The 24,593-nt window shown below is 63.8% G+C and carries 23 protein-coding genes; 15 read left to right on the top strand and 8 right to left on the bottom strand.

Going from position 1 to position 24,593, the window contains the following annotated elements; genetic code table 11:
• Positions 1-54: 54 nt before the first annotated feature.
• The gene (locus J7E82_RS15475) at positions 55-1,497 is read right to left on the bottom strand and encodes an NCS2 family permease (protein ID WP_214864166.1); all 1,443 of its coding nucleotides are present in this window, start codon (positions 1,495-1,497) and stop codon (positions 55-57) included.
• Between the two features lie 113 nt (positions 1,498-1,610).
• On the opposite strand from J7E82_RS15475, the gene J7E82_RS15470 reads away from it, so the two are divergent.
• A complete protein-coding gene (locus J7E82_RS15470; protein WP_214864164.1) occupies positions 1,611-2,297 on the top strand; it encodes a copper resistance CopC family protein in 687 nt (228 codons plus the stop codon).
• A gap of 97 nt (positions 2,298-2,394) precedes the next feature.
• Here J7E82_RS15470 and J7E82_RS15465 read toward each other — a convergent pair whose 3' ends face one another.
• On the bottom strand, positions 2,395-3,063 hold the full coding sequence (locus J7E82_RS15465; protein ID WP_214864162.1) for an FAD-binding protein: 669 nt from the start codon (positions 3,061-3,063) through the stop codon (positions 2,395-2,397).
• 432 nt (positions 3,064-3,495) lie between these two features.
• Here J7E82_RS15465 and J7E82_RS15460 point away from each other — a divergent pair, with 432 nt between their 5' ends.
• Together J7E82_RS15460 and J7E82_RS15455 are read left to right on the top strand one after the other, a co-directional pair.
• Entirely contained in the window at positions 3,496-4,533 is a 1,038-nt protein-coding gene (locus J7E82_RS15460) for a universal stress protein (protein WP_214864160.1), read from the top strand.
• A gap of 14 nt (positions 4,534-4,547) precedes the next feature.
• On the top strand, positions 4,548-7,298 hold the full coding sequence (locus J7E82_RS15455) for a PEP/pyruvate-binding domain-containing protein (protein WP_374223622.1): 2,751 nt from the start codon (positions 4,548-4,550) through the stop codon (positions 7,296-7,298).
• A gap of 21 nt (positions 7,299-7,319) precedes the next feature.
• Here J7E82_RS15455 and J7E82_RS15450 read toward each other — a convergent pair whose 3' ends face one another.
• The 4 genes from J7E82_RS15450 to J7E82_RS15435 all read right to left on the bottom strand — a co-directional run bounded on the left by J7E82_RS15450 (position 7,320) and on the right by J7E82_RS15435 (position 11,006).
• Positions 7,320-7,676: a nuclear transport factor 2 family protein gene (locus tag J7E82_RS15450; RefSeq protein WP_214864158.1), complete on the bottom strand. Its 357-nt coding sequence runs from the start codon at positions 7,674-7,676 to the stop codon at positions 7,320-7,322.
• Positions 7,677-7,776: 100 nt separating this feature from the next.
• Positions 7,777-9,606 (bottom strand): glycoside hydrolase family 15 protein, encoded by a 1,830-nt coding sequence (locus J7E82_RS15445; protein ID WP_214864156.1) that lies wholly within the window; start codon positions 9,604-9,606, stop codon positions 7,777-7,779.
• 58 nt (positions 9,607-9,664) lie between these two features.
• A complete protein-coding gene (locus J7E82_RS15440) occupies positions 9,665-10,165 on the bottom strand; it encodes a GNAT family N-acetyltransferase (protein WP_214864154.1) in 501 nt (166 codons plus the stop codon).
• Positions 10,146-11,006 carry a DUF4232 domain-containing protein gene (locus tag J7E82_RS15435; protein ID WP_214864152.1) on the bottom strand — a complete coding sequence of 287 codons (861 nt, stop codon included), beginning with the start codon at positions 11,004-11,006 and terminating at the stop codon, positions 10,146-10,148. The genes J7E82_RS15440 and J7E82_RS15435 overlap by 20 nt, the downstream gene beginning before the upstream one ends.
• A 643-nt stretch (positions 11,007-11,649) precedes the next feature.
• On the opposite strand from J7E82_RS15435, the gene J7E82_RS15430 reads away from it, so the two are divergent.
• The 12 genes from J7E82_RS15430 (at position 11,650) to J7E82_RS15380 (ending at position 23,049) form a co-directional block, all read left to right on the top strand.
• A complete protein-coding gene (locus J7E82_RS15430; protein ID WP_214864150.1) occupies positions 11,650-12,078 on the top strand; it encodes a hypothetical protein in 429 nt (142 codons plus the stop codon).
• On the top strand, positions 12,072-12,305 hold the full coding sequence (locus tag J7E82_RS15425; RefSeq protein WP_214864148.1) for a helix-turn-helix transcriptional regulator: 234 nt from the start codon (positions 12,072-12,074) through the stop codon (positions 12,303-12,305). Before J7E82_RS15430 ends, J7E82_RS15425 begins: the two co-directional genes overlap by 7 nt.
• Entirely contained in the window at positions 12,302-13,276 is a 975-nt protein-coding gene (locus tag J7E82_RS15420; protein WP_214864147.1) for an NAD(P)-dependent alcohol dehydrogenase, read from the top strand. The genes J7E82_RS15425 and J7E82_RS15420 overlap by 4 nt, the downstream gene beginning before the upstream one ends.
• A gap of 193 nt (positions 13,277-13,469) precedes the next feature.
• Positions 13,470-14,489 carry a LacI family DNA-binding transcriptional regulator gene (locus J7E82_RS15415; protein ID WP_214864145.1) on the top strand — a complete coding sequence of 340 codons (1,020 nt, stop codon included), beginning with the start codon at positions 13,470-13,472 and terminating at the stop codon, positions 14,487-14,489.
• A gap of 101 nt (positions 14,490-14,590) precedes the next feature.
• Positions 14,591-15,826, top strand: a complete 1,236-nt coding sequence (locus J7E82_RS15410; RefSeq protein ID WP_214864143.1) for an extracellular solute-binding protein — start codon at positions 14,591-14,593, stop codon at positions 15,824-15,826.
• Between the two features lie 135 nt (positions 15,827-15,961).
• On the top strand, positions 15,962-16,816 hold the full coding sequence (locus J7E82_RS15405) for a carbohydrate ABC transporter permease (RefSeq protein ID WP_251041964.1): 855 nt from the start codon (positions 15,962-15,964) through the stop codon (positions 16,814-16,816).
• A gap of 171 nt (positions 16,817-16,987) precedes the next feature.
• Positions 16,988-17,740 carry a carbohydrate ABC transporter permease gene (locus J7E82_RS15400; RefSeq protein WP_251041963.1) on the top strand — a complete coding sequence of 251 codons (753 nt, stop codon included), beginning with the start codon at positions 16,988-16,990 and terminating at the stop codon, positions 17,738-17,740.
• Positions 17,741-17,789: 49 nt separating this feature from the next.
• Complete coding sequence (locus J7E82_RS15395) at positions 17,790-18,584, top strand: ThuA domain-containing protein (protein WP_214864137.1); 795 nt, start codon at positions 17,790-17,792, stop codon at positions 18,582-18,584.
• Positions 18,581-19,756 (top strand): Gfo/Idh/MocA family protein, encoded by a 1,176-nt coding sequence (locus J7E82_RS15390; protein ID WP_251041949.1) that lies wholly within the window; start codon positions 18,581-18,583, stop codon positions 19,754-19,756. Before J7E82_RS15395 ends, J7E82_RS15390 begins: the two co-directional genes overlap by 4 nt.
• Before the next feature lie 134 nt (positions 19,757-19,890).
• Complete coding sequence (locus J7E82_RS15385) at positions 19,891-21,114, top strand: hypothetical protein (RefSeq protein WP_214864135.1); 1,224 nt, start codon at positions 19,891-19,893, stop codon at positions 21,112-21,114.
• Positions 21,115-21,212: 98 nt separating this feature from the next.
• Positions 21,213-22,109, top strand: a complete 897-nt coding sequence (locus J7E82_RS20800) for an ABC transporter ATP-binding protein (protein WP_251041962.1) — start codon at positions 21,213-21,215, stop codon at positions 22,107-22,109.
• Between the two features lie 97 nt (positions 22,110-22,206).
• The gene (locus J7E82_RS15380) at positions 22,207-23,049 is read left to right on the top strand and encodes an ABC transporter permease (RefSeq protein ID WP_285289746.1); all 843 of its coding nucleotides are present in this window, start codon (positions 22,207-22,209) and stop codon (positions 23,047-23,049) included.
• Positions 23,050-23,115: 66 nt separating this feature from the next.
• On the opposite strand, the gene J7E82_RS15375 is transcribed toward J7E82_RS15380, so the two are convergent.
• Complete coding sequence (locus J7E82_RS15375) at positions 23,116-23,565, bottom strand: metallopeptidase family protein (protein ID WP_214864132.1); 450 nt, start codon at positions 23,563-23,565, stop codon at positions 23,116-23,118.
• A gap of 75 nt (positions 23,566-23,640) precedes the next feature.
• A complete protein-coding gene (locus tag J7E82_RS15370; RefSeq protein ID WP_214864130.1) occupies positions 23,641-24,579 on the bottom strand; it encodes a DMT family transporter in 939 nt (312 codons plus the stop codon).
• Positions 24,580-24,593: the final 14 nt, after the last annotated feature.

Raw genomic sequence — 24,593 nt, 5'->3', positions numbered from 1 at the left:
ACGACCATATGACTCCACCGGGTTTTAACGACCACAACTGCCAGTTAGTTGGGGTTAGTGGATGCCAAGGAGCTCTTCCACCGGGCCGATTCCGAAGAATAGCAGGAAGGCCGCGGCCACGGCCCACATCAGCGGGTGGACTTCCCGGGCCCGGCCCTGGAAGGTACGGATCAGGGCGTAGGCGATGAACCCTGCGCCGAGGCCGTTGGCAATCGAGTAGGTGAATGGCATGAGCGTGACGGTCAGGAAGGCCGGGATACCGATGCCCCAGTCGTGCCAGTCGATCTTGCCTACTTGGGACACCATCATGAAACCCACAACCACCAGGGCCGGAGCGACGGCCTCGAAAGGCACCAGGTTGATCAGCGGCGTGAAGAACATGGCCACGAGGAAGAGCAGCCCGGTCACGATCGATGCCAGCCCTGTGCGGGCGCCTTCGCCGATGCCCGCGCCGGACTCCACGAAAATCTGGTTGGAGGACACCGAGGAGCCCCCGCCTACTATCGCGCCGAGGGCGTCGACCTGGAGGACCCTGTCCACATTGGGGATGTTGCCCTTTTTGTCCACGGTGCCGGCCTCGTTGGCCAGGCCCACCATGGTGCCCATGGCGTCGAAGAAGATGCTCAGGAGGATCACGAAGGCCAGCAGTGCGGCGGCCACAAAGCCCAGGTGCTCAAAGGCGCCGAACGGGTTCGCTTTGCCGATCAGCGACAGGTCGGGTGCTCCCCATTCGCTCAGCCTCGGCGCCACGAGCGACCAGCCCTGCGGGTTGTAGTTGGTGCCGTCGAAGGACGGCCCGATGTGCAGGGTGAATTCCAGGAGGGCGGCCAGCGCCGTTGAGGCGATGATCCCGATCAGGATGGCTCCGCGGACCTTGCGGACCACCAGGGCGATAGTGAGGATGAGGCCGAAGACGAAGACGAGGGTGGGCCAGCCAAGCAGCTTGCCGTCCACGCCCAGGCTCACGGGAACAGTGGTGCCTGCGGCGTCGGGAATGCGGCGGACAAAGCCGGCGTTCACCAGCCCGATAAGCGCGATGAACAGGCCGATGCCCACCACGATGGCTGTCTTCAGGCCACCAGGGACGGCTTTGAACACAGCGGTACGGAAGCCGGTGAGCACCAGGATCAGCATGGTCACCCCGGAGATCAGCACCAGGCCCATCATGTCCGGCCACGTGAGTCCCGGGTTGGCGGCAACTGTGACGGCAACGAAGGCGTTGACGCCGAGGCCGGTCGCAATGGCAAAGGGATGTTTGGCATAGGCGCCCATGAGGATGGTCAGGACTCCAGCCACCAGGGCGGTGACTGCGGCCACGGCGGCAAAACCGAGCGTGTTCCCGTTGGAATCAGCTCCCGACAGGATGAGGGGATTCAGGACCACGATGTAGCTCATTGCGAAGAAGGTGGCGAAGCCGCCGCGGACCTCACGTGAGAAGTTTGAGCCGCGTTCGGAAATCTTGAAGTACCGGTCGATTGCAGAGCCCTGTTTGAGCATGATGTCTCCGGGGTGGGGGTAGTTAGCTCTCAAATCCTATGTTGACGGCGGCAGGCGCCAGCTGATTTTCGCCTAGTCTGTAAGGAAGCCAACACAAGGGAGCTCCCATAGCCATGCGCCAATCCCGCCAGCCGATTATTGCCCTCATTGCCGCCATGGCAACGGCCCTTGCAGCTGCCCTCGCTTGTGCAGTTGCGCTGCTGGCTGCTGTCCCGGCGTCGGCGCATGATGCTGCCGCGTCCACCGCCCCCGCCAACGGCTCCACCGTTTCGTCCGTACCGGACAAGGTATCCGTGACCTTTAGCAACAATCCGTTGGCCCTGGGCTCGCAATTCATCATCAACGATTCCAGCGGGACGAATTGGGCCGAGGGACCCGTTGAAATCGTGGATAACGTGGCATCGCAGAAACTCAAGGAGGGGGCGCCTGCCGGGCAGTTCACCGTGGCCTGGCGCGTGGTCAGTTCGGATTCGCACCCGATTGAAGGAACGTTCAGCTTCGCCGCCGGTTCCGGCGCAACGACGTCGGGGGCGGTAACGACGCCGGGAACGGCTGGCGCTACAGGCGCACCCACCGCCGTCGCCACTTTGGGGACAGCCCAACCTGGTGCAGGCACCCCCGCCGGCCCCACTGCCGGAACCACTGGCCAAACGGCTTCCGATGCCTCCGAACCGTTCCCGTGGAGCATCGTGGTCTTCGCGCTGGTCGCCCTCGGCCTGCTGACCTTCCTTGGCGTGACTGCGCGACGACGGCTGGCTGCGGGGGCGGACGAAAAGGGCGACGACGTCGTCGAGGAGTGAGGTCTCGGCGCTTTCGACGACGCAAAACCGCGAGATCTCACTCCTCGGCGGGCACCTGGCAAGCGGCGGGCACCTGGCAAGCGGCGGGCAGCGAGTCCTAGGCGGGCGCCGGGATGGCTGCGAAGCTGCCTGTGAGGGCAGCCTGCACACTTCCGGGGTTTACCCTGGCCGAAATGGCCTGCCCCACGACTTTCGCCTGCCGCAGCACTTCCTTGGGAGTCGGAGTGATGAGGTCCCCTACTCCCACCAGGTAGATCCCGATTGAGCGCATGGCCGCAGCGAGGTTGTGGCCTACCGTGATGCCGAGCTCGGCCACCATCCGGCGGAGCTGGCTCTGACCGCAGCGTGTCACCACAATGTGGTCGGCGAGCAGTACGCCGTCGGCAGTGTGGACTGCCCATTGCCGCCTGGAAGTGCCGCCGAGGTCATCGGCGAGGCCGTGGTCCACGGCGTTCAGCTGTATGGCGCGGGTTGTGTTGCGCACATCGAGTTGGTGGCTTGAGGCGTAGTTGCGCAGATGCCGCAGGATCTCGTTCCGTTCCTGGAGCGAGGCTGCGTCCGCGGAATCACAGCGAGGGAGGGCCGCGGTGTTCGTGGAGAGTGCGGCGCCACTGTTGACACCTGAGCCGGCGACGTCCAGCCCGCTCACTATGATGGCGGCAATCCCGTGCCGGCGAAGTTCGCTGGCTACGGCGAGACCGGACAATCCAGTACCAATGACCACGGCAGTAGTTCGTTCCGTGGCGGAAACAGGCGTGAGTGACACTACGTGATTCCTCCTTGAGGGCTTGTGCCGGAAGCGTCCTTGCTTGAGCGCGTCCGGCCTGTCCCCCAAGACGTGGCCGGTAACCCCAATTCCCAAAAAATGTGTTGTCCAACACAATTCAGGAGAATCGGTGCCTCGAACATTACAGAAATTTCGGCGCTCTGGATAGCCTTTGCCGAATTCAGGTTGCACGCTAACATTTTTGGCTGGAAAGGATCGTTGACCGTCCAATATCGCCACCGATTTGGCGAAAGTCAGCGCTGCCGCGTCGGCGTTAGAGTGCCCGATCAGGCCGCTTGATTCGAACATGTGAACGGAGAATAGTAGGCCTTGGAGGCCAATCATTCGAAAATACGCTGCGCAACAGGGCAACTGGTCGGGCCTCTGGCAGAATAGCCGCAACTATTGCAGCAGCGTGAGGAGGCGGGTCCCATGGACCGGCACGACAGGCACCCCGAGCCCGAGGGCATGGACGAGAACCAGGCGGTGGCGCTAGAGGGAATCGTCGTCGGCGTCGACGGGTCCGACCACGGCCAGTGCGCATTGGTGTGGGCCGCGCGGGAAGCCGAACGGCGTCGTCGTCCCCTTCACATTGTGACGGCATACTCAGTTCCCATCTTTGCGGCCTCAGGCCTCGACGGCGGTTACGCCACCGTGGACGATTCGGTGATCCGCGAGGGTGCGGAAGCCATTGTCAGGCAGGCTTTGGACAAGGTTTCGGGCTACGACGTCGACGTCGACGCCTCCGTGGAGAATGGAGATGCCTCAGGCGTGCTCCTGGAAATGTCCGAAATGGCCGAGCTGCTGGTTTTCGGGACCCGCGGCCGCGGAGGTTTCGTCGGTCGCCTGCTTGGCTCAGTGAGCAGCGCCCTTCCCGCGCATGCCAAGTGCCCAACGGTGACGATCCCGCTGATCTGTGCTGACCGGCTTGGGGAAACAACCGAGGACAAGCACGTCAAGGCCGAACAGGCCAAGTCCGGCCGGCGGCCGATCGAGAACGTCGTGGTGGTCGGCGTCGACGGCTCCGAACAAGCCCGGGTCGCCGTTCTGGAGGCCGCGGAACAAGCCCTACGCATGGGTGCGCCGCTGCGAATCGTCTGCGCCGTTCCGCAATACAGCGGATCGCTGGCCTGGGTTCCGGCGCCGCTGGATCGGGAGGCGCTCTTCAGGGATATCCAGGTGCAGCTTAACGCTGGCGTTGCCTGGGTCAAGAGCCATTTCCCAGGCCTCAGGGTCGAGAGCCAGCTGGTGGATGGTTCGCCCGTGGACGTACTGGTGGAAGCCAGCCGGGGAGCCGAACTCGTGGTGCTGGGTACGCGCGGCCGCGGCGGCTTCACCGGGATGCTTCTTGGTTCGACCTCCGACGGTGTCCTTCACCACGCCAAGGGCCCCGTCATGGTGGTACCCGACCGTGAAGATCCGCGGCTCGCGGACCGCGCCAACTTCGGCCCGCTTCTCGGCGCAGCGTAGTTCGTCCCCACCCCGTGGAACAGAGCCAGTCCGCCGATGGCAGGGGACCAGCCCTGGTCCTGCCGCTGCACGGAATCGGCTCGGGAATGCTTCAGCAGGTCGGCGGGAAGGCGGCCAACCTCGGTGAGCTGCTCTCCGGGGGCTTTCCGGTGCCGGAAGGCTTCTGCCTGACAACCGAGGCCTACCGGTCCGCGATCCGCCCCGAACAGCTTAGCCCCGTGATTGAGGCGCTCGCCGATACGGATCCAGCCGACCTCGCCGCTATCGCCGAGCTGGCGGGTCGGGCGCGGAGTTTGGTGTTCGACGCCGGCCTTCCGCCAGCGGTCGAAGACGCGCTCAGGCATGCCTATTTGAAGCTGTCGGGCAAGGCGGCACCGAACGGGGGTGCCGCCGTCGCAGTGCGCTCCTCCGCAACGGCGGAAGACCTGCCCTCCGCAAGTTTCGCCGGGCAGCAGGACACGTACCTGAACGTCATCGGCCTTGAGCCGCTCCGCTTGGCCGTTCTGAAATGCTGGGCTTCCCTCTGGACCGATCGGGCAGTGAACTACCGGACCAGCAACGGGATCAACCACGCTACGGTGGCGCTCGCCGTCGTCGTCCAGGAGATGGTGGATGCTAAGGCGGCAGGAGTGCTGTTCACCGCCAATCCTGTCACCGGAAGCCGTCACCAAGCAGTAATCGATGCCAGTCCCGGGCTGGGGGAGGCAGTTGTGTCCGGTGCAGTGAACCCGGATCATTTCGTCGTTGACAGCGTGGCGGGGAGCATCCTGGCGCGGAAGCTGGGGGACAAGCGCCTGGTGATCAGGCCCCTGCACGGCGGGGGCACGGAACGAATCGAAAGCGGACAGCCGGGGGTCGAATCGGCCACGCCCTGCCTTGAGGAAGGACAGGTCACCGCGCTGGCAGACCTGGGGCGCCTGGTAGAAGCTCATTTCGGTGCGCCGCAGGACATCGAGTGGGCCATCGACCACGACGGAAAACCGTGGCTGACCCAGGCCCGCCCCATCACAACTCTCTACCCGCTTCCGCAGCGTGCGGTCCCGGCTGAGGGCGACCGTGTCTACTTGTGCTTCAGCCTTGCCCAGGGCCTGACTCGACCTATCACGCCCATGGGCCTGGCCGGAATCCGCCTTATCGGCTCGTCTGTGGCACGGGCCGCCGGGTTCGACGTTCCTGATCCGCGGAAGGGTCCGCCCCCTTATGCGGAGGCTGGCCAGCGGGTTTACTTCGATCTGACTGCAGTCCTCCGAAGCGCAACGGGCCGGGCGATCGTGCCGCGGGTTTTCGACATCATGGAAGCCAGGTCCGCCACAATCATGCGCCGGCTGTTCGATGATCCGCGGTTTGCCATCACAAGCAGGACGCCCCTGCGCCTGATCCGCCATGTGGGCCCCGTGCTGGTCAGGTACCGGGCACCCGAGACCTTGCTGCGCGGCGCCTTCCGCCCGACGGCGGCCCTCGCAAGGCTTGAGCAGTTCGGAAGCCGCCTTGAGCGCTCCCTCGAGGTTCCCGACGGCGCGACGCCCCGAGAGCGGCTCGACCACGCCGAGCGCATCCTTGGCCGGGAATTGTTCTCCATCCTCCCCAATACGCTGCCCCTAGCCATCCTGGGCTTCGGTGCCCTGGGGCTGGTCCACAAACTGCTCGGCCAGGATGCCCCCTTCAGTGAGCTGCAGCCGGTGCTCCGCGGGCTGCCGAACAACGTGACTACCGAGATGGACCTGGAGTTGTGGGACCTTGCGGCGGACATCCGCGCGGACAAGGCGTCAGTCGAGCTCTCCTCGGCGCTCCCTCCGACTGAACTGGCCGCTCAGTTCAAGGAGGGTTCGTTGCCAGAGGTAGCGCAATCCGGCCTGGAGCACTTCCTCACGGAGTTTGGACACCGGGCGGTCGCCGAGATCGACCTCGGCATGCCGCGCTGGAGTGATGATCCGACGCACATCATCGGCATCCTGGTGAACTACCTGCGGCTCGATGAAGCAGGGGAGTCGCTGGTTCCAGACCGGCAGTTTCGTAAAGCCCAGGCTGAGGCCGAGGCACAGATCGCAAAGCTTGTGGCGTTGGCCGGCGAAAGGGGCGGCCGGGTGGGCCGTGTCCGGAGCACAATTGTCTCTGCGGCCCTGGACCGCACACGGCGATTCGCAGGGCTCCGCGAATTGCCGAAGTACAACATCGTGTTGGGACTCGCCGCGGCCCGTCGCCAGATTTCCCTCGTCGGGGAGGAGTTGGCCGCGTCGGGAAGGATCGCCGAGGCCAGCGATATCTATTTCCTCGACCTGGAGGAGGCGCGGCAGGGACTGGACGGGACCGGGCTGCATGCCTTGGTGGAGGAACGGCGCAGTGCGTACGAGCTCGAACTGAAGCGCCGGCATATTCCCCGGCTGCTGTTCTCCGACGGGACGGAACCTGAGGCGCTCTCTTCTGGCACAAGCGGCCTGACGTCAGACGGGGCACTAACCGGGACGCCCGCATCGGCGGGTTCCGTGTCCGCCGTCGCACGCGTCATCCTGGATCCGGTGGGCGCGCATCTGGAACCGGGCGAAATCCTGGTGGCGCCGTCCACGGATCCGGGCTGGACTCCGCTCTTCCTGACGGCGGGTGGGCTGGTAATGGAGATGGGCGGTGCCAACTCGCATGGTGCCGTGGTGGCCCGGGAGTATGGAATTCCGGCAGTGGTGGGCGTCGCCGATGCGACGTCGCTGCTCCGGACGGGGCAGCGAATAACGGTCGACGGCGGCGCCGGCAGCGTGACTTTCGATCCGTGAGCTATTGGGTCGACCCGTAAGTTATTGGGGAGTCAGTTCGATGTTGTAGGAGCGGATGTGGGATATCTGCGCCGAGATGAAATCGAAAATGTCGCAGGAAGCGATCGTGCTGACTTCACCATTCGGGTCAATGTACCGCGCCACGGAGTCGATCACGACGCAATCCTCAGCGACGACCACCTTGAACTGGTCAAACTCCGTCCTGACCTTCTCCAGTTCCATTCCCTGGGCCTTGCACACATCAACAACGGACTGCTTGCCTATCAGGTCTTCCGCGCCCACGATCTGCCAGGCAACATCGTTGCTGAGGTACGGGATGGCGTCGTCGAAACGGTGGTGCGAAAAGGCGCGGGCAATGTTTTCAATGGACAATTCCATGGCGTTGCCTCATTTCTCTGCTCGAATTCGCTGTTGGGATCATTGAACTCCCGAAGTGCGTGCACCGCCACGGGCGCGGGCAGCTGTGGCCACGAGATGGCTAGTCCCTGATGCCCTCACGCTCAGCACGGTGGATCGCCCAGGCAGCGTTGATGAGTCCGATATGGCTGAAGGCTTGAGGAAAGTTGCCCAGCTGCTCACCGCTTTCGGCGTCCACCTCCTCCGAGAGAAGGCCGACGTCGTTGATGTAGGAGAGGGCACGTTCGCAGACTTCGCGTGCTTCAGTGGTCCGGCCGTCCATCGCCAGCACCTGTGTGAGCCAAAACGTACACAAGAGGAAACTGCCCTCTCCGCCCGCAACACCGTCCACCCCTGTTTCAGTGCGATACCGGTAGACAAGACCATGAGCATCAGTCAGATGTTTCTGGATGGCCGCTACCGTTGACCTGATCCTGGCGTCGGAGGCCGGCAGGAAACCCGCTATCGGCAGCATGAGCGCGGAGGCGTCCAGTTCGGATGAACCGAAGGACTGAGTGAACGCCTTCACCTCGTCATTCCACCCTTGGTCAAGGATTGCGTCGCGGATTTCGTCCGCGGCCATGCGCCATTCCTCCACCTTCTCGCCTGCATGAAGCTGCTCAGCCAGGGCGACCGCCCGGTCCAAGGCGACCCAGCACATGAGTTTCGAGTAGAGAAAATGCTGCGGCTCCCCGCGGACTTCCCAGATGCCGTTGTCCTTCTGGCGCCATTGCTGGGCTGCGGCGTCCGCGAGTCCGCCAAGGAAGCGGCGCGTTGCGGCATCCAGGTGTTCGAGTTGCTTTCGAAGGAGCAGCGCAGCATCGAGCAGTTCGCCGTAAACATCCAGCTGGGGCTGTGCCCATGCACCATTTCCCACTCTCACCGGCCGGCTGTTCCGCCACCCCGATAACTGCGGGAGGATTCTTTCGCTGAGGTCATGTTCGCCGCCGATCCCAAACATGATCTGAAGAGGACGCTCCGGCTGTGCATGGGCGGCGGCTGCTGTAACAAACTCAAAGAACTCGTGGGCTTCATCCGGGCAGGCGGCCACCCATAGAGCCTTCAACGTAAAGCTTGCGTCCCGGATCCAGGAGTAGCGGTAGTCCCAGTTACGCTCACCTCCAATTTGTTCAGGGAGTGAAGTGGTTGCGGCGGCGACAATCGCGCCCGTCGGTTGATAACTGAGCGCCTGGAGGACCAGACCGGAATGATGGATCGCCTCCGTCCAGGGCCCGTCATAGCTTTGGTGAATCTTCGACCACTGCTGCCAGGCGGAGACCGTCACGTCGATGCCTTCAGCTATGCGGCATTGTGAGTAGGTGTCGGGAATGGCGTCACCTAGTGCTGAATACTGCAGGGCAAAGTAGAGCTCGTCTCCCTCGGCGAGGTCAAAGACGGCGTGGGCCACCCCCGAGTCTGACTGAAGCGGCGCCGGCGTCGAAAGGGCGAGCCTGCCCGCTCCGCCCACACCCATAACGCCGGATTCGGAGTCGCTCAGCACAGGAACGACAAGGCCGTATTCCGGCCTTGGCTCGTAGCGCACTTGGATGCGAACAGTGCCCATGCTGCATTTGATGCCGCGGAGCAAAGTGTGGGGTGCGCCGAGTCCGAGACTGTGGGGATCTGCAGTGTGCTTCAGCTCCATGGCGTCCACAAGCTTGGCTGTTCCCCCTGCCTGCTGGAACGTTGTTTCCAACACCATGCTGGCAGGGAGATAGGACCTGGTTGCCTCAAAGGATTCGGTAGGGGTAATGGACCAGTGGCCTGCCTTGTCTCCGATCAGCGCGGCGAAGACTGAGGGACTGTCGAACCTGGGGAAACAGAGCCAGTCGATTGACCCGGCGTTACTGACCAGTGCCGCTGAATGCCGGTCGGAGAGCATCGCATAGTCGGAGATGGGAAGAGTGGTCATGGTGCACTCCTTTACGACCAGCAATGAGACAACGGTAAGGGAGTCGCGGGCGGCGAGTCTATGACGGACTCGCGCCTGTCGCATCGGCTTGTGGCAGGGCTCTGGTCGCCCTGATCCGCCCTTCGTCGTCGGCCTGTTCCAGCTCGAAGCCCAAGTGATTCAGCAGCCCAAGCGCGCCGTGGTTGTCCGCCGTCGTTTCCGCCCTTAACGCCCTAAAGCCTAGTGACGCGGCCTCCTCAAGAACCTCCGCCATGGCCCGTATGCCGGTTCCGCGTCCGCGCTCTCCTTGCGCCAGCCAGATGCCTGTCTTGGCTGCCTGGGCGGTTCCCGTAGCTTTCAGTCGCATGGATCCCACCACCAAGCCGTCGGACACAATGGCCCAGGTCGCTTCGCCCATGGGGCCAGGTACGCCTTGGCGCCGCTCACGATGGAAGGCTCTAAGCCAGGCGATCCGTACGGGAGTCCAGTCGGCGCCGGGCGACATTGGGGGCGTCACTTCGTTGGCCCGGGCGTCCTTTGTGGCAACTTCGACCAGTTGGTCAAGGACCTCCTCGTCCACTGGTATCAGCTTCACTTTGTGGATCGGGGAGGGATTCATCCGTGCCGCCAGGCACTGACGGCAACGGCCCCGCCGTGGACGATGTCCAGGTCGATTGGCACGCTGTGCCGAGCGTTCCTGCGTAAGGGGGCACCAGCACGGTACCCACCCGCGTCTCGCCGGCCGCTGCCATAGCGTTCCAACCGAGGGAGGCCTGCGCCGATGCCCCGGGCGCGAGCGTTAGCCGCTTGGCACCATGGTCCGTGGTCATGAAGGAGCCCCCGTGAACCAGCAGGACGTCCATGGCCCAACCTTCGGAGTTGTTGAAGGCGATGTCAGGATAGGACTCGAGGATGCAGGGAGTGTCGCCGCTATTGACCAGGCCTAACCCAAGGCCGCGGTGTCCCGTCGCGGCGTCGGGTTCGCCGACGGTGACGGTGACTTGCTCGCCGCGGCACCAGCCAGGGCCCGCCTCCTGCTGCCCAGGTGAAATGTTGGGCGAGCCGTAGACGACTGGCGGTACCGACGGCGACGGCGCCGGGGCCGCCCCGGGAGCCCGGGCCGCCCGGGCTGCTTCATCGGTAAGAGGAACGGAGATCACCAGCAGGGCTGCGCAGGCGGCGACCAGGCCAAGCCAAAAGGCTCGCGGGCGCCGCGAAGGGGGCTTGGTCCCTGTTTTCAGTCGCATGGCAAGCACACCGGCCATGGCAGGAACCCGTCCCCAAACGATTCCCCAGTACGCGGAGGACGGAATGGATTGGTCGACGCCGTTCAAGATGGCGGCAAGGCGCGACGGCGGCCAGTCGGCCAGGATGGACCCCAGCGACCACAGCACGCCTGCCGCGAAGGACGCGAGCACCACGCGATAACGATCGGCCAGGGCAGAGGAGCATGCCAGGCCGATGAAGCTACTGTCCCCGGAAAGACGAGCCGCACTACGGATGCCGGAAATCCGACGTCGAACCAAGTCAGCGCCGCATTAATGGCGCCGCTGAGAAGCCAGGCAAGTCCGGCAATCAGTGCTGTCCACAGACTGCCGCGATCTAATCCAATTCGTTCCCCCATGAGCCCCAGCCTATGTGAGTATCCCAAGGTTCCGCTGAGGGTCGACTTGCCAGCGGAATGCGAGGACGATTAAAGAACAGCCGCTATAAGGAGGTCTGTAATGTGCTACGCATCGCATGAGGATTTTGGTTGGCGCACCAAGAGGGAAGCCACCCGGAAGCCTGAAGCGCGCCCGGAGAAAACACCGGATCAACCGGAACCTCGAGTCCAGGAAGAAGAACCGAGGCTGTGGACATTCCTTGCCCGTCGCAGGGAAAGCACCAAAGTCGAGGAACCGGAGACCGAAAGGATTCGCGAGAGGGTCTAGGGCGCTGACCATGGAAGGTACCGCACCAGCGGTGCCTTCCTTTTTTTGCTTAAGCCGCTCCGCGAAGTCATTGTTTCTTTACATGATGTCAGATATTCTTTACATCATGACGAGATCCAAGCGAGGAGCGGGCATGGGTTCTGAAGAGAGAAGCGCGTGGATCATGCTGGTGGTCTCGCTCGCTGCATACGTGACGTACCTCGCCATAATTCTCGGAAGGGCGGCAGGTGCGCCGCTTCATGAGGTGCCCTACGTCGCCACCATGCTGTGGACCATTGGCGGGGCGATCGTCGCCTCGATCGGGCTGAACATCCTGTTCTCCGTCATCCTCCGCGACGGGGAAGGGAAAAAGGACCAGCGCGACCGGGAGATCTACCGCTTCGGCGAATATATAGGGCAGTCCTTTCTCGTCATCGGCGGTGTGGCTGCGCTGGTGATGTCGATGGCGGAATTCCCATACTTCTGGATTGCGAACGCGGTCTGCCTCGCCTTCTTCCTCTCGGCTGTACTGGGCTCCGTCGCGAAAGTCATCGCCTACCGCCGAGGCCTGCCGGCATGGTGAAGCCGACGCGCATATCAAACGAGATTCGACGCCTGCGATTCGCGCACGGGGAAATGACCCAGGCCGAACTAGCGGAGCGCACCGGCGTGACCCGGCAGACCATCATCGCCATCGAGCAGGGGCGCTATTCTCCGTCGCTTGAGATGGCATTCCAGATTGCCCAAGTGTTCAGAGTTCCGTTGGAGGAAGTCTTCCAATACCCGTCGAGCGAAGGAGACATGCCATGAAAGCCATTACTCAGCATATGTACGGCGAGGCTGACGTCCTCAGCCTCGAAGATCTTGAAACCCCGGCAGTTGGCGACGACGAGGTTCTCGTTCGTGTGAAGGCGGCGGGTGTCGACGCCGGCGTGTGGCATCTTATGGCCGGGAAGCCCTATCTCTTGCGCCTCTTCGGCGGCGGATTCCGCAGGCCCAAGGTGAGACTCAGGGGTCGGGAGCTTGCGGGAGAAGTTACGGCCGTCGGCAGGAAGGTCACGCTTTTCCGTCCCGGTGATGAAGTCTTTGGAATTTCGCTGAAGGGCTCCTTCGCAGAGTATGCCGTAGCCGGTGAAGACAGGCTCGAGACGAAGCCCGCGAACCTGACGTTCGAGGAAGCGGCGGCAGTGCCCGTATCCGGAGCGGCTGCACTCCACGCCCTTCGCGACTCCGGACATGTTCAGGAGGGGCAGTCCGTCCTCATCATTGGTGCCGGTGGCGGCGTCGGTAGTTTTGCAATGCAGATCGCCACTGCCCTCGGGGCGAAAGTCACGGCGGTCTGCAGCGCCGGGAAAGCGGATTTCGTCAAGTCCCTTGGCGCCGAAAACGTCATTGATTACAGGCGTGAGGACTTCTCCCTGGGCGACGTCCGCTACGACCTCATTCTCGATATCGCCGGCAATAGCGCATTGCCCCGTCTCCGGCGAGTGCTTGCCCCAGAGGGAACCCTTGTCTTCGTTGGCGGGGAAGGAGGCGGGCCGATTTTCGGCGGGCTCGGCAGGCCACTGCGGGCGCTCGTCCTGTCGCTCTTCACGCGTCAAAAGCTACGGAGCCTTGTGTCGGCCGAACGTGCCGAGGACCTGCGGGATTTGCGGGCGTTCATCGAGGCCGGCAAGATCAGGCCCGTCGTCGATACCGTCTATCCTCTCGCCGACGCTCCGGCGGCCGTTGCCCGCTGGAAGGCCGGCCGGGTCCGCGGCAAGCTCGTGATCACCCCCTAACCCCGGCGAGGAGCGAGGTTTCGGCGCTTTGATACAGCCAAAGCGCCGAGACCTCGCTCCTCGGCAACAAACAGGACCCTTGCGTATCGCTAAGAGCCATGTCACACTGTTCATCGATACGCATCGACGATATGCATCGACAATTCAGCGAGATACCTCGAACAGCAGCCTGCTTATGACGGAAGGGGGAGCGATGCCCACCAGCAAAGACGTAGCGGCAGCAGCTGGCGTTTCCCAAAGCACCGTTTCCTATGTCATGAGCGGGAAGAGGCCCATCTCGGAGAAGACCCGCAAAAAGGTCGAGGCCGCGATTGAGCAGCTGACCTATCAGCCGAATGCCGGTGCCAGGGCATTGGCCAGCAGGCGCACCAACGTGCTCGGCCTCGTCATACCCTTAACTCCGGACGCACACGTCGGATCCCTCAGCGAATTCATTGCCGTGATCGCTGCTACCGCCAGGCAGCATGACAGGGACATCCTCCTCGTCACCGATGAAGAGGGGACCGAAGGCCTGCAACGGGTAGTCGGCCAACAGCTATGCGACGGCCTGATCCTTATGCAGGTGGAGGCCGACGACGACCGCATCCCGGTAGTCCGCAAGCTGCGTGTGCCAGTGGTGTTCATCGGTATCCCGAATGAGGCGGAAGGACTCAGCTGCATCGACGCCGATTTTGCCCTGGCAGGCCGGCAATGCATTGAGGAATTTGCCGCTGCCGGACACCAGGGCGCCACCGTCATCGGCTGGCGGCCGGAGTCCGGGGACCGCAAGCTCAACTTCGTGGATCGGTTCCTCGGTGGTGCCTTCGAACAGGCCGAGGCGAGTGGGCTTGCATTGAGCCACGTCTCGGGCTCAGCGGACATTGCTAGCATCGAGGCGGCCGTCGACGGCGGAATTGCCGCCGCCGATGGTCCGCCGGCCTTCGCATCACCCGAAGAACCGGTCCTGGAAATGCTCCCGCGGATCCTGCTGGATCGCGGGCTTAAGCCGGGAGTCGATGTCTCCATCATCGGAGTCGGAACCCAAACGAAATCCCTCGGTGAAAGACTGCGCCTGACCACCATCGATCTTGAACCCCGCACCGTCTCCCGACGTGCCGTCGAACTCCTCTGCAACTTCCTCAAGGATGGCGACGGCGGCCAGCGCCAGCATCTGGAGCTGATACCACCTGTCGTCACACAGCGGGACAGCACCATCCCCTCGCCGACGCACTAAACCACACCCTAACGACAGCCATCACCATCTTCACCACCATCTTTTCCACGATTCTCATCGATACGCATCGACGATTGAAGACCCAAGCAAAGGATCTGATAATGAAGTCAGCTTTCAGCAGCAAAACAATTGCCCTCGCTGTCACTGCCCTGGCGGGCCTGCCCCTCGCTCTGTCGGGGTGCGGGTCGGGCTCCGCAACGGCAGGCAGCGGCGGGAGCGTGACCGAAATCTCGGTAGTTGACTACTACAACAACGAGCCGGACAAGACGATCATCGGCGACACGCTTGCAGCCTGCGGGACAAAAGCCGGCGTCACCATCAAGCGTGAGACCGTCCCCGGGAAGTCCCTGATTGCGAAGGTGCTCCAGCAAGCCTCCTCCAAGACGCTGCCGGACGTCCTTATGCTCGACAACCCGGACCTGCAGCAGATCGCCGGCACCGGGGCCCTCGCGCCGCTTAGCGATTTCAAGATCAGCACGGACAACTATCCGGAGGGCATTCTCAGCGCGGGCACGTATAAGGACAAGGTCTATGGCCTCGCCCCCACTGTGAACACGATCGCACTCTTCTACAACAAGGACCTCCTGGCCAAGGCCGGCGTAACCCCGCCCAAGACCTGGGATGAGCTGAAGGCCGCCGCGGCCCAGCTCACGAGCGGCGGCCAGTACGGGCTGGCCTTCAATGCCAATGCCACCTACGAAGGAACCTGGCAGTTCCTGCCAGTCATGTGGTCCAACGGCGGGGACGAGAAAAACATAGCGACTCCGGAAACCACGGAGGCGCTCCAGCTCTGGACCGACCTCGTCAAGAGCCGTTCGGTCTCCTCCTCTGCCCTGAACTGGACGCAGGCCGACGTCAAGGACCAATTCCTGGCACGCAAGGCGGCCATGATGGTCAACGGTCCGTGGCAGATCCCATCGCTGGGTAAGGATGCCTCACTTCAGTACGGCGTCGTGAACATTCCGGTCAAGGATGCGGACCAGACGGCGGTGGGCCCGCTTGGCGGCGAGGTCTGGACCGTTCCGCAGACCGGCAACAAGGCCAGGCAGGCCAAGGCAGCGGAGATCGTGTCCTGCATGAACAGCGACGAAAACCAGCTCGCCATGGCCAAGTCCAGGAACACCATCCCCTCCAAGACTTCGCTGGCCGACACCTTCGCTGCCGAGAACCCGAAGCTGGCCACGTTCACTGAACTGGTCAAGACCGCTCGAGCCCGTACCGGACAGCTCGGCGAAGAATGGCCGGGACAGGCCCAGAAGATCTACACCGCCATCCAGACAGCGCTCACTGACAAGGCTGCTCCCGCTGATGCGCTCAAGCAAGCCCAGGGCCAGTAGACGGGGAGCAGGCACATGTCAGCAACCGTCGAGCTAACCCGCCGCCAGCCGGCGTCGCTCCCGCCGGGAACCGGGAACTCCCGGCGTTTGAACAGGCGCTGGAACCACCGACGCCGGGAGCGCCTTTACCAGTGGATGTTCCTGGTCCCCGCCGTGGCCTACCTGGCCTTGTTCTTCGGCTACCCCGTGGCCAAGAACGTCATCATGGGGTTCCAGGAGTACAGCACCTCCACCTTCTACACGGGAGAAGCCCCCTGGGTGGGGTTGCAGAACTACGTCACCGTGGTGACGTCGTCGCTGTTCACTACCTCCTTGGTCAACACGGCACTGTTCACCGCAGGTTCCATCGCGGGGCAGTTCGTGATCGGCCTGGCCCTCGCCGTCTTCTTCAAGCGGAAGTTCCCGCTCAACGGGGTCCTGCGCTCGCTCCTGCTGCTGCCCTGGCTGCTGCCGCTCATCGTTTCCAGCGCCGTGTGGCGTTGGATCCTGGACAAAGACAGCGGTGCGTTGAACAACTTCCTGGGCGGCCTGGGAATCATCGACACTGGCGTGCCCTGGCTGACCAGCACCTCGCTGGCGCTCGCCGCCGTCGTTGGTGTCAACATCTGGATCGGCATCCCGTTCAATGTCACCGTTCTCTATGGCGGACTGCAGGACATCCCCGACGAACTGTACGAGGCGGCATCACTGGACGGCGCCACGGGTTGGAGGGCCTTCCAGCATGTCACCTGGCCGATGCTGCGCCCGGTGGTCAGCGTGGTCCTGGTGCTGGGGGTCGTCTATACGCTCAAGGTCCTGGACATCATCCTGGGCCTGACCAATGGCGGGCCCGCGAACTCGACGCAGACCGTGGCCACCCAGTCCTACGCCCTGTCCTTCCAGGAGTTCAAGTTCGGCGAGGGCGCGGCGATGGGCAACATCCTGGTATTGATCTCCCTCGTCTTCGCAGTTCTCTACCTCCGCGCCAACCGCCGTGCCGTCGATGAGTGAGGCTCAACAATGACTGTCAACGCACTAAAGAACGACGCCGGCCAGCTGGCCGGGGGACGTCGGCTGGCCGGAGGACAAAGGCAGCTGAGCAGCGGGCAAGCGGGTGGTCGGCAGGCCAGCGAACGCAAGCAGTGGGGTTCCACGGCGCTTGCCATTCTGTTCCTTGCGATCATGCTGTTTCCCGTCTACTGGATGATCAACGCTTCCCTCCAGCCCAACGGGACCACGCTGCAGACCTCGTGGTTTCCTCTGGCTCCCGACTTCACCGGCTATGCAACCGCCATCAGCCAGCAGGGCCGGAACCTCGGAACAAGCCTGGTGGTGTCCCTCGGAAGCGTCCTGCTCAGCCTGGCGATTGCCGCGCCCGCCGCCTACGCCCTGGCTTACTTCAAGGTTCGGGGCGCCGGAGTGGTGCTGTTCGCCATCCTGATCAGCCAGATGATCCCCGGCATCGTCGTGGCCAACGCCCTGTACACCGCCTACAACGACCTCGGCCTGCTTAACTCCATCCCGGGGCTGATCCTAGCCGATTCCTCACATGGCATTCCCTTCGCCATCCTGATTATTCGGGCCTTCATGAACGGCATGCCGGGCTCCGTGATTGAGGCGGCCAGGGTGGACGGTGCGGGCCACATTCGGACCTTCTGGTCAATCGTCCTGCCGCTGAGCAGGAACGCCCTCATCACCTCCGGACTCTTTACGTTCCTGTTTACGTGGAGCGACTTCCTGTTCGCCCTCACGCTGACCACCACCGACGACGTCCGGCCTGTGACGCTGGGAATCTTCCAGTACATCGGCGCCTACGTCAACGACTGGAGCTCCGTCATGGCTACGGCGGTCCTCGCCTCCATCCCGGCCATCGTCCTGCTCCTTGTGGCCCAGAAATATGTGGCCGCAGGAACCCGCGGCGGGGCCGTGAAATAAAGACCCGCACTTTCAACCAACGTAATCAGCACAAAACATAGGAGAAACCATGAGCAACCCTTCCCGCATCCGGGTGACCGTCTGGAGCGAGAACCGGCACGAACAGGAGCACGAGCACGTCGCCGGGCTCTATCCGGAAGGAATGCACGGCGCGGTCAAGGCCAGCATCGAAGAGAACCTTGGCACCGCCGTCGAGGTCCGCACCGCCACACTGGATGAACCGGAACACGGCCTCAGCGAGGAAGTCCTGGCCAACACGGACGTCCTGACGTGGTGGGGCCACATGGCCCACGGTGACGTCGACGACGAAATCGTGGAGCGCGTCCACCGGCATGTCCTGTCCGGCATGGGACTGATCGTGCTGCACTCCGGCCACTGGTCCAAGATCTTCACCAAGCTCATGGGTACCACGTGCACCCTGCGCTGGCGGAGCGAGCAGGACCGCGAGCTCGTCTGGACGGTAGAGCCCACGCACCCGATTGCCAAGGGCGTGCCCAACCCGATCATCATCGACCAGCAGGAAATGTATGGCGAATTCTTTGACATCCCCACACCGGAGGAGTTGATTTTCATCAGCTCCTTCACCGGCGGCGAGGTGTTCCGTTCGGGCTGCACCTTCCGACGCGGCCACGGCAAGATCTTCTTCTTCAGCCCCGGCGACCAGGACTATCCCGTCTACCATCACAAGGACATTCGCCGCGTCATTTCCAATGCCGTCGAATGGGCTGTGACGGAGCGGCCGCGCCGCGAACTCCCGGAGCTGCTGCGCTACGAGACGGACCAGTTCTTCACCGGCGCCGGCTACAAGGGCGCCACCGCAATCTACGAGGAATCCCACGCATGAACGGGCCTGTAGGCATGAACGGCCCTGTAGGAACGAACCCGCCGTTCGCGACCATAGAGGACGACCGCACGCCGCTGAAAGTCGTGGTGGTCGGGGCCGGGGGAATGGGCCGAGCGTGGCTAGGCGCGGTCGAGGCCTCTCCCCTCGTGGAACTGGCCGGCATCGTGGACCTTGACCTCGACTCCGCCCGGGCCGCTGCAGCGGCCGTTGGAAAGCCAGCGCTCCCGGTGGGCGCCGGGGCTGCAGAGCTTGCGTCCGACGTCGGAGCCCGGGCAGTCATCAACGTCACCGTTCCGGCCGCTCACCATCCTGTGACCACCGAAGCGCTGTTCGCCGGGCTGCCGGTGCTGGGCGAAAAGCCGGTGGCCTCCACAGTGTCCCAGGGCCTCAGCCTCGCGGCGGCGTCGGAAGTAACCGGACAGCTCTTTATGGTCAGCCAGTCCCGCCGCTACAATAGGAATCTGTTCGCGGCGAAGGCCCTTTCGCGGGATATCGGACCGGTGGGCATCCTGAGCGCCGATTTCTTCAAGGCGCCTCACTTTGGAGGGTTCCGGGACGCGATGGACCATCCCCTGCTGCTGGACATGGCCATCCACCAGTTCGATATGGCCCGGTTCCTCCTCGACGCCGACCCGGTATCCGCTTTCTGCGAAGAGTACAACCCCGCCTGGAGCTGGTACGACGGCGACGCTGCTGCGGCCGCCGTCTTTGAAATGTCCGGCGGCCAGCGCTTCACGTTCAACGGAAGCTGGTGCAGCCCGGGCCTGGAAACGTCCTGGAACGCGTCGTGGCGGATGGGCGGCGAATATGGAACCGTGCTCTGGGACGGCGACAACCCACCGACACTAGGCGGGGCCTCCAGCGAAGAGGCGGTGCCTGCGGACCTGACGGGGGTGGTGGATCCGAGCTCCGACATCCATGGTTCTCTGCGGGAATTCGTTGGTGCGCTTCGCTCAGGCGAGCTGCCTATGGGCCATGTGCGGGAGAACATCATGAGCCTCGCCATGGTGGAAGCCGCGATCGAGAGCGCCTCGACCGGTGCCCGCGTGCGCCTCGATCAGCTGCTGGAGCGTTCCTATCGGACGGCCTTGGACGAGGAACGCCATCCGGAGGTCTTGGCAGTCCTGGAATCCTGGGCGGGGGCTCATCGAGGAGTGAGATCTCTGGTCTAAGGCGGACTCAAAGGGCTGAGATCTCGCTCCTCGGCGGGGGAAAAGGTCCGGAATTTCTCCCGCGCGTCATGGGGTGGTTAGGCGTACTGTGGAACCATGAGGCGCGTCCTAGTAGACGAGGAGGCCTGGAGACCATGAGTCGGCGGTGGCTGCGGTGGTTGCCTGCAGCGGTAGTTCCTGCTGTGATTGGCGCGGCCGTGGTAGCCGCGCCGCTCCAGGCCGTATCGATTGGCCCGTTGCCGGAAAAAACGCCTGCCGAGGTCCTGGCCATGGCGGCAAACCATCAGGTACGCGCTTTGACTGGCACAGTCGAGCAGGATTCGGACCTGGGGCTTCCGCAGCTGCCACCAGGAGCCCCAACGTCCGGGCCCGGCGCCACCACCTTGCTTGAGCTGCTCGGCTCCTCCCACACGGCCCGCGTCTATGCCGACGGCCCCACGAAAGTACGCGTCCAGATCCTGGATCAGCTGGCGGAACGCGACCTGGTGCGCAATGGCTCGGAGGTGTGGCTGTATAGCTCCCGGGACAACACGGCCACGCACGTAACCGGACTGGATACCTTCAAGCCGTACGGGATAAGGGGCGGGATGAAGCACGACCCCGGGACGCACCCAATGCCGACGCCCGAGGACATCGCCAAGCGACTCTTGGCCGCGGCTGATCCCGGCACTTCCGTTGACTTGGGACCCGAGGTCCGGCTCGCTGAACGTTCGGCCTACCAGCTGGTCCTGACGCCGAAGACGGTCAACACCCTGGTTGCCTCGGTTGCTGTCTACGTGGACGGCGAAACGGGGATGCCGCTTGGCACGGAGGTAAGGGCCCGCGGGCAGCAGGAACCGGCGTTCCGAGTCGCTTTCACTGAGTTGTCACTCGTTGCTCCCGACGCCTCGATCTTCCAGTTCACGCCTCCTGAAGGAGCGACGGTCAAGGAGATCGGACTCGCGAATGACCTTCCGGCGTCGACGGATCCGACGTTGCCGGCACCAGGACTGCCTGCCCCTGGAGCACCCGCTCCAGCAGTGCCTGCCCCTGAGCCCGTGCCTGACCCTGGGCCTCTTCCTGACCCAAGCCAGATCCCGGCCCCTGGGCCTGTTCCTGATCCAAGCCACATTCCTGATCCAAGCCACGAACGGCCCAAGGTCACAGGCAGCGGCTGGGAGGCCGTCGTCGAAGTCCCGGCCGTGGCAATCCAGCGGGTTTTGGACAGCACGCCGCTCCTGGCACAGGCAGCAGTCGCCGTCCCGGGCGGACGGCTCCTGTCGACGTCGCTCCTGAACGTACTGATCACCGACGACGGCCGGGCGTTTGCCGGAGCCGTTCCCCTCGAGCGGCTCCAGGCCGTAGCTGCCGCGCCGTGACCGGGGGCCCGGCCATCCAGGCGCTGCCTGGCGCGACCTCGGCCACCGAGACGTCCGCCATCGAGACCCGTGGCCTGAGCAAACGGTTCGGCCGCCAGATGGCCGTTGATTCGATCGACCTCAGCGTCCCGCGCGGCTCGGTATTCGGATTCCTGGGGCCAAACGGCTGCGGGAAGACCACCACCATCCGCATGCTGCTCGGACTCGCCTCAGCCACCAACGGGTCCATCACGCTCCTGGGCCAGGACATACCGGCCCGTCTCCGCGATGTTCTTCCTGGCGTAGGCGCCCTCGTGGAAGGTCCTGCCTTTTATCCCTTTCTCTCCGGTGCCGCCAATCTTCACCGCCTGGATACTGCGGACCGCCACGCTCCGTCCGCCACCCGCCGGCAGCGCATCCACGAAGCCCTGGACCGGGTAGGGCTCTCCCATGCGGCGGGCAAGAAGGTGAAGGCCTACTCCCTTGGCATGAAGCAACGCCTTGGAATCGCGAATGCCTTGCTGGCCCCGCGTGAGCTTCTCATCCTGGACGAGCCCACCAACGGGCTTGACCCCCAAGGAACACGCGAGGTCCGAAGCCTGGTGAGGTCCCTTGCCGCTGGTGGAACCACGGTGTTCGTCTCCAGCCATCTCCTGGCGGAAGTCGAGCAGATCTGCACCCACGCTGCCGTGATGAGCGCCGGCAGGATTGTGGCACAGGGAACGTTGTCCGATCTGCGCCGGGCCGGGCACGTGCAGCTCAAAGTCATAACGCCCGACGTCGGAGCGGCCCAGGGCGTGCTGGCGCGCCTCGGCCTTGAACCGGCTGTGGGACGACAGGATGGTGCGGACGGCCAGGTCACGGCGGAGTTTCCCGTCGATGCCGTCAGCCCGGAAGAGATCGCTGCCGCCCTGGTGGGCGGCGGAGTCCGGCTGCGCGGCTTCCTCGTGGAGGGCAGCACGCTGGAGGAACGCTTCGTGGCACTCACGGGAGAGGGGTTCGAAGTTGAGCAGTGACGCCCCCTTGAACCCGGCACCCCGGGCGTCTGCACGCCAGAGGCCTCCACGCGCGCAGTCTGCACCCGTGACCTCTGGTCCCCTGAACTCTGCACCACTGACTCGTGCACAGCTGGCACCGGCAGCGAAGGGAGGCGGTCTCTTCCTGTCCGAACTCTCCGTCCTCTATCGGCGACGCAGGACGTGGGCAATGCTCGTGGCGCTGGCCGGCATCCCCGTACTGATAGCCCTCGCCGTACGCCTCACCTCCCGGGTGCCCAGCGGCCGGGGACCGGCTTTCCTGGACCGTATCGCTGAGAACGGCCTCTTCGCCGCCGTCACCGGGCTGCTCGTCTCCATTCCGCTGTTCCTGCCCCTCACTGTGGGGGTGGTGGCGGGAGACACGATCGCCGGGGAGGCAGGGCTGGGCACCCTTAAATATCTCCTGGCGGCGCCGGCAGGCAGGGTGCGGCTCCTGCTGGCCAAGTATGTGGGCGCGGCGGTATTCTGCCTGTCGGCCGTCCTGGCTGTGGCCCTTTCGGGCATGGCGATCGGAGCGCTCCTATTTCCAGTTCGTCCCGTGACACTCCTGTCCGGGGACACTGTCAGCGTGGGCGAGGCGATGGTGCGGGTGCTCCTCATTGCGGGCTATATCACCGTGTCCCTGCTGGGGATGGCCGCCGTCGGCCTCTTCCTGTCCACCCTCACAGACGTTCCCGTAGGCGCGATGGCGGCAACGATCGTCGTCGCCATCGTGTCGCAGGTCCTGGACAACCTTCCGCAGCTCGAGTGGCTGCATCCCTGGCTGCTGAGCCACTACTGGCTGGGCTTCGCCGACCTCCTCCGCCAGCCGCCGTCGTTCGATAATTTCGCCAGCAACGCCTGGTTGCAGCTGGGTTACATTGCGGTTTTTGGCGCACTGGCCTACGGGCGGTTCACCACCAAGGACGTACTGTCCTAAGTCGACAACCGCTCTCCTGGGACGGGGTCAGGCCCTGGCGCTGCCAGGACCTGGCGCTGCCAGGACCTAGCCCCAGCCGAGGTCGTGCAGCCGGTGGTCATCGATCCCGAAGTGGTGGGCGATTTCATGCACGACAGTAATCGCCACCTCGTCGATGACGTCCTCCCGTGAAGCACAGATTTCCAGGATGGGTTGGCGGAAGATGGTGATGCGGTCGGGAAGTGATCCGGCATCCCACCAGGAATCACGCTCCGTGAGGGGGACGCCTTCGTACAGGCCGAGCAGCACCGTATCCGGGTCCTCCCCAGGTCGCGGGGTGTAGTCCTCTTCGATGAAGACGGCCACATTGTCCATCGCCTGCGCAACCTTCTCAGGAATCAGCTGCAGGGCGTCGGCAACGGCCTCTTCGAATTCGTCGGCTGACATCCGGAATCCCTCAGGAGCCCGGGGGAGCGGGGACGATACCCCTTCTCCGTCGGCATTAATTGGCAGGCCGGAAGGGAAGTTCGCGGACATACTCCGACTTTAGTCCCGTCGGGGACTTTGGCGCCTAAATTTCCGATTTGGCACCTAATATTCCGATTGATGAAGTTACCGTGATCGACGGCGGGTCAGCCCGACGCCGACGAGGCAGATCACGCCTCCTACGAGCCCCCAAACCGTGGGCACCTCATTCAGGACCATCCATGAAATCAGGATGGTGGTTCCCGGGACCAGGTACGTGGTGGCTGCGAGCTTGCCGGCCTCGATCAGTGAAAGCGCATAGGCCCACGTGGTGAAGGCAACTGCGGTGGGGAATATCCCGAGGTAGACCAGCCCCAGGGTGGCGGGCAGGGGTGCGGCCTGAAGTTCGGTCACCAGTTGGCCTGACCACGGCAGGCAGCACACAGCTCCGACCATGATGCCGAACCAAGTGGCCTGGCCCGCCGAGAACTTGTTCAGGACCGGTTTCTGGATGATCACGCTGACTGCGGCGAGCACAGCGGCAAGGAGGCATAACAGCACGCCCAGCACGTCCGCCGTCGAGCGCTGTCCTGAGCCCAGGGCAATCATGGCCACACCCCCAAAGGCGACAAGGCTTCCAATAATCGACCAGCGGGGAAAGCCCTCCTTGAGGATCACGCCGGCCAGCACCGCAATCAGGATCGGTGAGACGTTGATCAGCATGGCGCTGGTGCCGGCGTCGAGCATGTGCTCCGCCGCATTGAGCGCCACGTTGTACCCGCCGAACCACATCACGCCGTAGGCGATGATGGGCAGCCACTCGCGCCCAACCGGCAACTGCCGGAGTGTGGGAAGAACCACAAGGCCAAGAACGACGGCGGCCACTGCCAGGCGGCCGAGCGTCAGCGAGCCCGGGGAGAAAGACGGACCGACGGCGCGGATCCCAACGAACGCCGATGCCCACAGGACCACGGTGATGATGACTGCGGCAATGCCGAGTTTGCTGATGGATGAGGAAGGCGCGGGGATGGTGCGCTTCACGGAAGCTGTCGGTCCGGGGGGACCCGCTGGAGAGGTTGTTGCCATGCTGCCCAATCTAG

Source organism: Arthrobacter sp. ISL-30 (assembly GCF_018613855.1).
GTDB lineage: Bacteria > Actinomycetota > Actinomycetes > Actinomycetales > Micrococcaceae > Arthrobacter.
This window is presented reverse-complemented; position numbering and strand designations above follow the sequence as displayed.

Coding starts and splice junctions, on each gene's coding strand:
- J7E82_RS15395 (WP_214864137.1), top strand. CDS start 17,790: ATGAGCAACCCTTCCCGCATCCGGGTGACCGTCTGGAGCGAGAACCGG.
- J7E82_RS15385 (WP_214864135.1), top strand. CDS start 19,891: ATGAGTCGGCGGTGGCTGCGGTGGTTGCCTGCAGCGGTAGTTCCTGCT.
- J7E82_RS15370 (WP_214864130.1), bottom strand. CDS start 24,579: ATGGCAACAACCTCTCCAGCGGGTCCCCCCGGACCGACAGCTTCCGTG.
- J7E82_RS15445 (WP_214864156.1), bottom strand. CDS start 9,606: ATGACCACTCTTCCCATCTCCGACTATGCGATGCTCTCCGACCGGCAT.
- J7E82_RS15470 (WP_214864164.1), top strand. CDS start 1,611: ATGCGCCAATCCCGCCAGCCGATTATTGCCCTCATTGCCGCCATGGCA.
- J7E82_RS15475 (WP_214864166.1), bottom strand. CDS start 1,497: ATGCTCAAACAGGGCTCTGCAATCGACCGGTACTTCAAGATTTCCGAA.
- J7E82_RS15425 (WP_214864148.1), top strand. CDS start 12,072: ATGGTGAAGCCGACGCGCATATCAAACGAGATTCGACGCCTGCGATTC.
- J7E82_RS15460 (WP_214864160.1), top strand. CDS start 3,496: ATGGACCGGCACGACAGGCACCCCGAGCCCGAGGGCATGGACGAGAAC.
- J7E82_RS15390 (WP_251041949.1), top strand. CDS start 18,581: ATGAACGGGCCTGTAGGCATGAACGGCCCTGTAGGAACGAACCCGCCG.
- J7E82_RS15405 (WP_251041964.1), top strand. CDS start 15,962: ATGTTCCTGGTCCCCGCCGTGGCCTACCTGGCCTTGTTCTTCGGCTAC.
- J7E82_RS15450 (WP_214864158.1), bottom strand. CDS start 7,676: ATGGAATTGTCCATTGAAAACATTGCCCGCGCCTTTTCGCACCACCGT.
- J7E82_RS20800 (WP_251041962.1), top strand. CDS start 21,213: ATGGCCGTTGATTCGATCGACCTCAGCGTCCCGCGCGGCTCGGTATTC.
- J7E82_RS15400 (WP_251041963.1), top strand. CDS start 16,988: ATGCTGTTTCCCGTCTACTGGATGATCAACGCTTCCCTCCAGCCCAAC.
- J7E82_RS15420 (WP_214864147.1), top strand. CDS start 12,302: ATGAAAGCCATTACTCAGCATATGTACGGCGAGGCTGACGTCCTCAGC.
- J7E82_RS15375 (WP_214864132.1), bottom strand. CDS start 23,565: ATGTCCGCGAACTTCCCTTCCGGCCTGCCAATTAATGCCGACGGAGAA.
- J7E82_RS15415 (WP_214864145.1), top strand. CDS start 13,470: ATGCCCACCAGCAAAGACGTAGCGGCAGCAGCTGGCGTTTCCCAAAGC.
- J7E82_RS15410 (WP_214864143.1), top strand. CDS start 14,591: ATGAAGTCAGCTTTCAGCAGCAAAACAATTGCCCTCGCTGTCACTGCC.
- J7E82_RS15430 (WP_214864150.1), top strand. CDS start 11,650: ATGGGTTCTGAAGAGAGAAGCGCGTGGATCATGCTGGTGGTCTCGCTC.